The sequence below is a fragment of the Okeania sp. SIO2F4 genome, from assembly GCF_010672385.1.
In the GTDB taxonomy this organism is placed as follows: domain Bacteria; phylum Cyanobacteriota; class Cyanobacteriia; order Cyanobacteriales; family Microcoleaceae; genus Trichodesmium.
Map to the genome: position 1 here is coordinate 1 of NZ_JAAHGT010000380.1, position 8,634 is coordinate 8,634.

At 35.0% G+C, this 8,634-nt stretch carries 9 protein-coding genes and 1 pseudogene; 6 read left to right on the forward strand and 4 right to left on the reverse strand.

Going from position 1 to position 8,634, the window contains the following annotated elements; translation table 11 throughout:
* Positions 1–14: 14 nt before the first annotated feature.
* Together F6K22_RS22095 and F6K22_RS22100 are read right to left on the reverse strand one after the other, a co-directional pair.
* Entirely contained in the window at positions 15–728 is a 714-nt protein-coding gene (locus F6K22_RS22095) for a serine/threonine protein kinase (protein WP_293102738.1), read from the reverse strand.
* Between the two features lie 1,077 nt (positions 729–1,805).
* Positions 1,806–2,547, reverse strand: a pseudogene (locus F6K22_RS22100) (RNA-guided endonuclease TnpB family protein); the annotation flags it as partial.
* Positions 2,548–2,755: 208 nt separating this feature from the next.
* Here F6K22_RS22100 and F6K22_RS22105 point away from each other — a divergent pair.
* The 6 genes from F6K22_RS22105 to F6K22_RS22130 all read left to right on the forward strand — a co-directional run bounded on the left by F6K22_RS22105 (position 2,756) and on the right by F6K22_RS22130 (position 6,485).
* Entirely contained in the window at positions 2,756–3,532 is a 777-nt protein-coding gene (locus F6K22_RS22105; RefSeq protein WP_293102741.1) for a WecB/TagA/CpsF family glycosyltransferase, read from the forward strand.
* Between the two features lie 96 nt (positions 3,533–3,628).
* Positions 3,629–4,066 (forward strand): hypothetical protein, encoded by a 438-nt coding sequence (locus tag F6K22_RS22110; RefSeq protein ID WP_293102744.1) that lies wholly within the window; start codon positions 3,629–3,631, stop codon positions 4,064–4,066.
* A 158-nt stretch (positions 4,067–4,224) separates the two neighbouring features.
* Complete coding sequence (locus F6K22_RS22115; protein ID WP_293102747.1) at positions 4,225–4,527, forward strand: hypothetical protein; 303 nt, start codon at positions 4,225–4,227, stop codon at positions 4,525–4,527.
* An 87-nt stretch (positions 4,528–4,614) separates the two neighbouring features.
* Positions 4,615–4,896: a hypothetical protein gene (locus tag F6K22_RS22120; protein ID WP_293102749.1), complete on the forward strand. Its 282-nt coding sequence runs from the start codon at positions 4,615–4,617 to the stop codon at positions 4,894–4,896.
* Between the two features lie 18 nt (positions 4,897–4,914).
* Entirely contained in the window at positions 4,915–5,229 is a 315-nt protein-coding gene (locus tag F6K22_RS22125) for a hypothetical protein (RefSeq protein WP_293102751.1), read from the forward strand.
* A 329-nt stretch (positions 5,230–5,558) separates the two neighbouring features.
* Positions 5,559–6,485: a glycosyltransferase family 2 protein gene (locus F6K22_RS22130; protein WP_293102753.1), complete on the forward strand. Its 927-nt coding sequence runs from the start codon at positions 5,559–5,561 to the stop codon at positions 6,483–6,485.
* A gap of 187 nt (positions 6,486–6,672) precedes the next feature.
* Here F6K22_RS22130 and F6K22_RS22135 read toward each other — a convergent pair whose 3' ends face one another.
* Both F6K22_RS22135 and F6K22_RS22140 read right to left on the reverse strand, forming a co-directional pair.
* Complete coding sequence (locus F6K22_RS22135; RefSeq protein WP_293102756.1) at positions 6,673–7,353, reverse strand: class I SAM-dependent methyltransferase; 681 nt, start codon at positions 7,351–7,353, stop codon at positions 6,673–6,675.
* Positions 7,354–7,365: 12 nt separating this feature from the next.
* Positions 7,366–8,394 (reverse strand): Npun_R2821/Npun_R2822 family protein, encoded by a 1,029-nt coding sequence (locus F6K22_RS22140; protein WP_293102759.1) that lies wholly within the window; start codon positions 8,392–8,394, stop codon positions 7,366–7,368.
* Positions 8,395–8,634 lie beyond the last annotated feature (240 nt).

Genomic DNA, 8,634 nt, shown 5'->3' on the forward strand with positions numbered 1-8,634 from the left:
TGGTTGAAAATCTTTTAACTCTTTTGCAGAAAATTAAGTGTTTGAGGAACAGCTTGAGAGAGCCTTAAAGCTCCAGGAGTAGGAGTCTTACCAGTAAGTAAATAGTATAATGTAGCTGTTAAAGCATAAATGTCTGTTGTCGGACTTAACTTTTGTTGTGGATTACACTGTTCTGGTGGTGAATATCCCACAGAAAATAAATTAGTATGAGTTTGCCTAATTCCAGGAGTTAAATCACAGGCAATACCAAAATCAGTTAGTACAACAGTATTAGTTCCAGCTCGCCTAATAATATTCTTGGGTTGTATATCCCGATGTAAAAAACCATTTTTGTGAACTACTGAAAGAGCTGAGGCAATTTGGTGCATATAATGAGTAGCTTGGTTGGGATGGAGATTATGACCAGACTGTATTAACTCAGCCAAATTTTGACCCGGTATATAGTCCATTACTATGAAGAAAAGCTCATCTTCCTCAAAAAAGTCCCATACTTTGACAATGTTGGGATGTCCAGAGTTAGCCAGGAGATGAGCCTCAGTTATAAATTGATGTTGAAATTTAGGAAAATCTTGATGCTGGCGTAGACTTTCATTGAGAGTTTTCAGTACAACAATTTGGTTAAAATGATGATGAATGGCTCGGTAAGTTATACCAAAGCATCCTTGGCCTAAAATACGATCGATAGTATATTTTCCTTTTTGAAGGACAACTCCTGCTGTCAGATTCATAAAATACTAATTTTTATAAAAGTGTTAGTCGTCAGAATACAACAAGATGCTTGTAGTTGATTCTGCTCGATTGATTATAGATGAAGTTCCTAAAATTGGAAAATCTAGATTGGGAAACAAGGAACAAATAACAGAAAAATGCTTTTAGGCGATCGGCTAATTCCCATAGAAACTATTTGAGAGCTATTTAAAAAAATAGGGCGGAGATGGGGAGTATTTTTCAACCTTTTGCCCCTATTTCCTCTACCTGACTTCTATAAAAATTTAGGGGTTGCTGAAGCGCGGGTATGATTTTCAATCTTTGGGGGTAGGGAGTAGTTCATATCTATACCCGGATTTCTCACAAAATAAGTTTGACTTATCAAAATCCTTATCTACTCAAAGTCATACAGAATAAGGTTTTCAACAGTGTTTTGTTTTTTTTATCTCTTTTAAGCAGGGTTAAATGCTTGCTATACAAGGTTTTTAGCGACTAGAATCGTAAAGTTTGTGAGAAATGCAGGTATAGCAATCCACCTATTGGTTGTAACAATTTTTATAATAGTTAATTTAAACTGAAAACATGAGCAAATTATGACTCCTGTAGGGGTAAATGGCCATTCTCCCCTACTAATCCTGAATCCTGTACGGGCGAACAGCCGTTTTGCTCCGCAACATAAAACGCCCCTACCACGAAAATATTACAACTGTGCAGAGGATTGCTATAGATTATGCAACGCCAAAATTTAATATTGGGAAAGACCAAATTGGTTCTATAGCGCTTTCGTGCAGATTACTGAGACAAAGGGTTGACATCCTCCCGACGCTGCTATACGCGAGACAGCGCGGGATTCCCTACCATTGCTGGTAGGGGCTTTCTGCTGCCTATGCGCAGAGGAGCTGCGCTAACAATGCACCAGCATAAGCGAGATTTACTCTCTATGTGCTTCGCACAGGCTTCGCCAACGGGTCTAAAGGCGCGCTCCTAAAGACTTGCCAGCGCCGCCAAAGGGGGTTTCCCCCATGAGCGACTGGCGCTGACACTGCGAGTCCCGCAGCCTTCGAGCGTGGGCGTTCCCTCTCTTGGTCAGCATTCCCTCACAGGAATGCGCGTTCCGCAAGCGAGCTGTCGGCGGCGCGGGGTCTGACCGCTTGCGTCTTACGCACCCCGCGGGTTCCCATCCGCAAAATGTTAATTGCAGCGTTTATGTCTCTATCATGGTGGCTACCACATTCAGGACATTCCCACTCTCTAATATTGAGAGGTAATTTTTCTACTACATGACCACAATTAGAGCAACGCGCGCGAACTAGGAAAGTATCGGTCAATCTTGATTAACTCCCTTCCATACCATTCTGCTTTGTATTCTAATTGCCTAACTAATTCGGACCAGTTAGCATAACTAATAGCTCTAGCGTGCTTTGTGATCTCTTGGTGCGCGTTCCCTCTCTTGGTCAGCATTCCGCAAGCGAGCTGGCGTCGTCGCGGGGTCTGACCGCTTGCGACTAGCGTCGTCGCGGGGTCGCACCGCTTTTTAACCATGTTGTTAACTGCCAAATCCTCAACTACTATCGTTTGGTTTTCTCTAATTAGTTGTAGGGGAGCCGTCGGATTGGCGACGTATGTCAGTTGATGAGTATAGTCAAGTCTTGAATCTTTGATTTTTGCGTGTATCCTAGCGACTTTGAGTCGCGCTTTGTGATAATTATTAGACTTTTTATCGGGTTTTCTGTCTAAAGATTTCTGGGCTAACCTTAATTTTTTATGTAACCTTGGAAGATTCTTTGGGTTGGCAACTTTTTCTCCATCGCTGGTAGTTATAAGACTTGTGATACCTAAAATTTAGACTGCGGGTGGCATTTAATAATCTCTCGCAGGACACCATTGAATATGTATCAGTCCACTACCAATCACAGTTTAAATGTGCAGCAGCTAATCAGGATGAAAGAAATTAGTTAAGTAGTAGCCGGAAATAGCGGAATCAGGTAATCTAGCTCAGTAAGTATTAAAGATTGTCAAAAACGAAAATCAATAAAATATAATACTTATGAGGGAAAAAAAATCTGAGCCTACACTTAGTCCAATTGCAGAAAATCTGGTGCTAGGTTTACCAGTACATTGTCTAGATGACTACTCTGCTTACCTACTTTCTCGATTAGAGGCGGGAGTAGGAACTCATGTAGTGACGCTGAATGCAGAAATGGTAATGCAGGGTGAGAAAAATCATGTCTTGGCTCAGATAATTCGTCAGGCTGAATTGGTAGTTCCTGATGGAGCTGGTGTGGTTTTATACTTAAGGCTTAAGGGTAAATCTGTACGGCGTTGTCCTGGTATTGAATTAGCAGAAAGTCTTTTGTGCCAAGTACCGAAACAGAATCCACAGAATTTAGTATTTTTCTATGGAGGAAAACCAGGGGTCGCTATGAAAGCTGCTGAGATTTGGCAAGAAAAAGTCCCAGAGTTAGGGTTTACGGAGGGTGGCAGCCGTATCGCTTGTCAGCATGGTTATTTATCTCCAGCAGAGGAGAAGGAACTATTACAGACTTTGGCACAATTACAGCCAAGATTAATATTTGTGGGTTTAGGAGTGCCTCGTCAAGAGTTGTGGATTGCAGAACATAAACATATTTGTCCTCGAGCAATCTGGATTGGTATTGGTGGTAGTTTGGATATATGGGCTGGTGTGAAGGAAAGGGCACCTGCTTGGTTTTGTGACAATTCTTTGGAGTGGTTGTATCGACTTTATCAGGAGCCTTGGCGTTGGCGACGAATGTTGGCTCTACCACAATTTGCTTGGAAAACTTTGATGGAAATCAAATTTTAGACAAGAGAATGCCATGTTAATGTCTATGAATGATAATTTAACTGATTGTTAGTTAAAAGTCAATAATTAATTAACCAAACAAGTAGTCAAGAAGCAATGAATTTTGAACATGAGCATGAACAATGCTTAGAAAAACTCAACTGGGCAATTAAGCAACTACAGGTAGAAGTTAAACCAGAGAAACTTGTTGAAATTGCTGAGTTAATTGTGCAACCAATGACAGGGCTATGGCGTTATTTTCATACTCCAAATCATATTTTTGAGGTAGGAAATTCACAAGATTCGATTGAAGTATTAGCGGCTTTATTTCATGATTTAGTTTATGTACAAGTAGATCATAGTGTTAATTTTAATCTCAGTTATTATATTGCTCCTTATATTCAAGAGAGACAGGGAAAGTTAAAAATTAGGGAAAAAAATGAATTGCCTAAGGATCTGACTTTTGAGATGGTAACATCTATTTTTGGTTTTCTTGCTGGTCAGGTTTTGTTACCAAAAAAAGAGGGTATGTGCCTCCCCTTGGATAGGGGATGAAAAGATAAAAGTTCATTATTTCAATCCTGATGGTGAGCGCCAGAGGTTACTGATAACTGTTAACGCAGTTCCTCTGCAAGAGGCTAACTGTTAACGCAGTTCCTCCGGAGGAGGCTAACTGATAACTGAAATGACCTTTTGGTGGGCAAAATGAGTTTATGAGTGCTGTGGTTGCCGCTAAAGTAATGGAAACATTTCTGACACCTAAACATTTGTTTGAAATTATTGCTTGTATTGAAGCTACTATTCCATTTCAACCTATTTCTAAAGATGGTTTAAATGCTACTGAACGTCTCTATCAAAAACTCAAAGAAACTAATACTAAGTTAAATATTAATCTTAGTTATGGGGAAATTTATGAAACAGTAAAAAAATCTGTTAGATTATCTAATCGAGATGTAAGTGGGTTTGCTTCTCCTAGTTCAATTTTTCTAGATAATACCTGGAATTTATTGCCATAAACTAACCACAATCTTGCTAATGGAAACTCTTATACAGTTTGTGAATATCGAATTGCTTTAGAAAAAACAGAAGGATTTATTAATTATTTGAATCCCAATTTTATTTTCAGTCAATTTGATGGAGAACCAGACGATAAAACTTATCAAAGCTGGGTTAATCAGGCAAAAAAGAATATTGAAGTTGCTAAAATTTATCTAGGAAGTAAAATTTTTACTTTAGCTTTTATTGAAGCATTATCTATGCGCTTGGGGTTGAATATACCTCTTTCAACAATGGTGAGAGAGTTGCCTAGTCAAGGACATATTCCGGCTCATTTGGAGAAATTTTTACCAGATATTCATAATCCTTATCAATGTAAAAATACTTGAGAATGTGAAGTATTAACTTTGTTGAAAGATGGGCTTAGTCAAAATGCAGTTTATGATATGAGAAATTCTCCATTGAGTACATTTATGGTGAAATATATAGGATTTGATGAAGTCAAAAAACAAAGACAAAGAATTAATGATTTTTTTCAAAATAATATTTATGCGGAAGAGTTTATTGATGGCTGTAATCAAAATTTAGTTAAGACGGTTATTAATGGAATTTTAGAGTTATTTGAGAGTCGGAAGCAAGCAATTGGTGGAATCAAAAAAAAGGAAATATATCAAGTGCAATCAAAACCACTAATAGACATCATCCGTTGGAAAAAAACATAAAAATATTTTATTCAACAATCTTGGGTTAGATCCTAAATCGTAAGACTAAAGCTGGGGTGTTGATAATTGGTAAAATGACTTTATTAGGATTAAAACCACTTAGTAGTTTAGTTGGTTATTTGGATTTATTATTGGATCGCTATCTTCCAAAGCCAGGAAATTTTATATCAGATGCAAGCACATAAATTTAATTAACAAAAATTGACTTCTTGTTAAGCACCTGAACACAATTATTTACAAATACGAGCACAATTTTATAGGGTTTTCAGTTCAATATCTGTGTAATTAATTTTGTGTACCTGCTTACTACAAATATTAAGGATATAGTTATGATTCAAAATCCTAGTTTAGAAGAACTACCTCAACCCCCAGAAGATAAACAAGGTTGGCCTTGGACTGAGACGACTCCAAAATTAAGTGATAAAATGCCTGATGGTAATGATTGGCCTAAAATTAGTATTGTTACTCCTTCCTATAATCAGGGTAAATATCTTGAGGAGACTATTCGTTCTGTTTTACTTCAAGGTTATCCTCATCTTGAATATATAATTATAGATGGTGGAAGCACGGATAATTCGGTTGAAATAATTGAAAAATATTCCCCTTGGTTATCTTATTGGGTAAGTGAAAAAGATCAAGGACAAAGCAATGGAATTAATAAGGGTTTTAAGCAGGTTACTGGCGATATTGTAGCTTGGATAAACTCAGATGATTATTATTTTCAGGAAGCTTTTGCTAAAGTAGCTCAAGAAATTAATCCTGAGAAAAAACGTTTTGTTATTGTTGGTAAAGCTTTTCTGAGTAACATAGAAAATTATCACGGTTTATCTCCTGTATTTTCCCCTTATAATCTCTTGTTTCATAACTATTCTGGTAAGATGGGTTTACCTATAGTTATGCCACCACAGCCTGCCATTTTTTGGCATAAACAAGTATTAGAAAAAACTGGTTTTTTGGATGAAAATCTTGACAAATCTCTGGATTATGAATATTGGTTAAGGATGATGTTATCTCATAATTACAAGTTTTATTCTATACCAATGAATTTTGCTTATTATCGCATACATCCTGAATCAAAATCTGGTCAAGGTTGGCAGACTTTTGCGAAAGAATATCAATTGGTTTTTTCAAAATATTGGGATAGTTTGAATTTTTTTCATAAGTTTTATGCAAGAATGTATTGGTTAATTACATCTTATTTATTTATCTTTGCTCTTAAATGTAAAAATAATTTGAGATTTTTGAAGCTAAATTAATAAATTAACAAAGTTTTTACTAAGTAGGTAGGCGTTAAAACTTTTCGCTATTTAACAAAATGTAAATATCCCATTCAACTCAACTGTTTGGAAGATATAGGAGTCAGTTGACAAATCTTAATATAGTGATTTTTTTTCGTCACTACCTACTTCTTAAGATGAAATTAAATTAATTTTCAAGTCTCCATTACTTGGCAGCTTCTAGATTTAAACTAATCGGATAATCTTTGCCTTTAATCTTTAGCTTCAGAATTGAAGTATCATTAAAAGTAGTAAGTTCATCTGTACCTGGTTGCCATTCTTTTACTATTTTAAATCCAGAATTGTGAAGTAATGACTCTAAACTTTTCCTATTAAAAACAGTGAAATGAAAGTTATATTGATAGTTTTGCTCACCCATTAACATTAATTTGATTGTATTAATATTATTATCATTTGCCTCATAAATTTTCAAAAGTAAGTCGAAATCAGGAACTGATATTCTTAAAATACCATCATCCTTTAATACTCTAAACCATTCATTAAGTATTTTAGGAACTTTGCTATGAGGAAAATGTTCTAAACAATGAGAAGCATAAATTAAATCAACACTTTGATCGTGAAAACATCTCAAGTTACCAATCTCTCGTATATAATGAATATGAGGTGCATTTAACAAATCAATATTAATAAATTTAGTATGGTTTATATTACCACAACCTAAATTTAAGTTAATGACTCCTTCTTGTTTGGGAAATGGAGGACGGCTAAACTGTCTTTGAATTTTGCCGATTATCGTTTTAATTTCTTGGATGCTTTTTTTATAGCTATATCTATATTTATCTCTAATTTTTTTGGGGAATTTGTTTTTGATTTTCTTGCTATCCATTTTATTTAATCTTTATTTCTGATATTTTCTATAAAAGCTAACTTTGGTTTTACTAGTAATATTTTTCACTTTTTTGCTGATTTTTTCTAGCCAACCCTGCGCTCTTAGTTCTTTAGGTCTTTGTTCAGAATTTTTCCAAAATCGATAATATAAAAATTCATCTTTATATCTAATCTCAGCATCATAACCTTGACATAGACGTGCAAAATCTTTAGATGAATAATTCATATAATGAATTCTGTGAATCGGTTTTAAACCTTGTTGATTATAAAGTACATTATCAACATTTACAAAGGGATCGGCATCAGCACAGTTACCTGTTCTATCTTGTCCATTTTCGCTTAAGGTAAAGTTATAAATGGGGCGATCGCACCTGAACGTTAAATAATTTAATAAAAATACATCATCCCAAAACCCATACCCATTAATCCATTCAATTTCATTTTCATTAATTAATTTTGCCTTCAAATTCATTAATTCTTCTGGGTTGAATAATCCTCTTTTAGAACCCCAAAAACTAGCATCATGAATTTTTTTTCTAATATCATCTTCTTTATATGAAGTAGAAGATTCAATAAGAGGTATATTTAAAGCTGCTACAGGTGTTGGTTTTTTATGTTCCCAATCGTCAAAAACAAAGTCATATTTTTGTAGTTTTTCCCACATATCATTAACAGGTTTCATTGCTAACTGATCTGCTTCATAAAAAACAAACTGTTCAAATTCACCATCAAAAGCAACAAATTTTCTTTGCAAATGACCTTTATACCATTGAGAACGAGATACTTTTTTATTTGCTATTGGATGAGCAGACCATACTTCATAAGCAAAATCTTCCCAACGTTGAATTGATTGAGAATCATCAAATAAGATTACATTTGATCTAGAATTAATTTCTTGTTGAACTTTTTCAAGTCGGTCATCATAAGGAATTACACAAATAGGAATATCGGAACTAACATTAGCTTCAATACTATTTAGTAAAGCCACAAGCTGATCGTATACAACATCATTAGCCAGAGTATAAATTCCCTTTAACATAAAAATATTACTTCTAATTATACAATCTATGAAGTAATACTAGGTAACTCAGCATTAACCGGAATTAGTAATAAAATTTAATAAATAAATAAATAAATAGACTTTCTTTGTTGTGTGCCTTAAATCACGAAAATATGATGGTAAATCTAGTTTAGACAAGAAGCTCTATTATGAAGGTAAGGCAACAGGATTAGAGAAGATTAAAAAAAGTATATGCATTGATAACTGGATTTCGTCTCA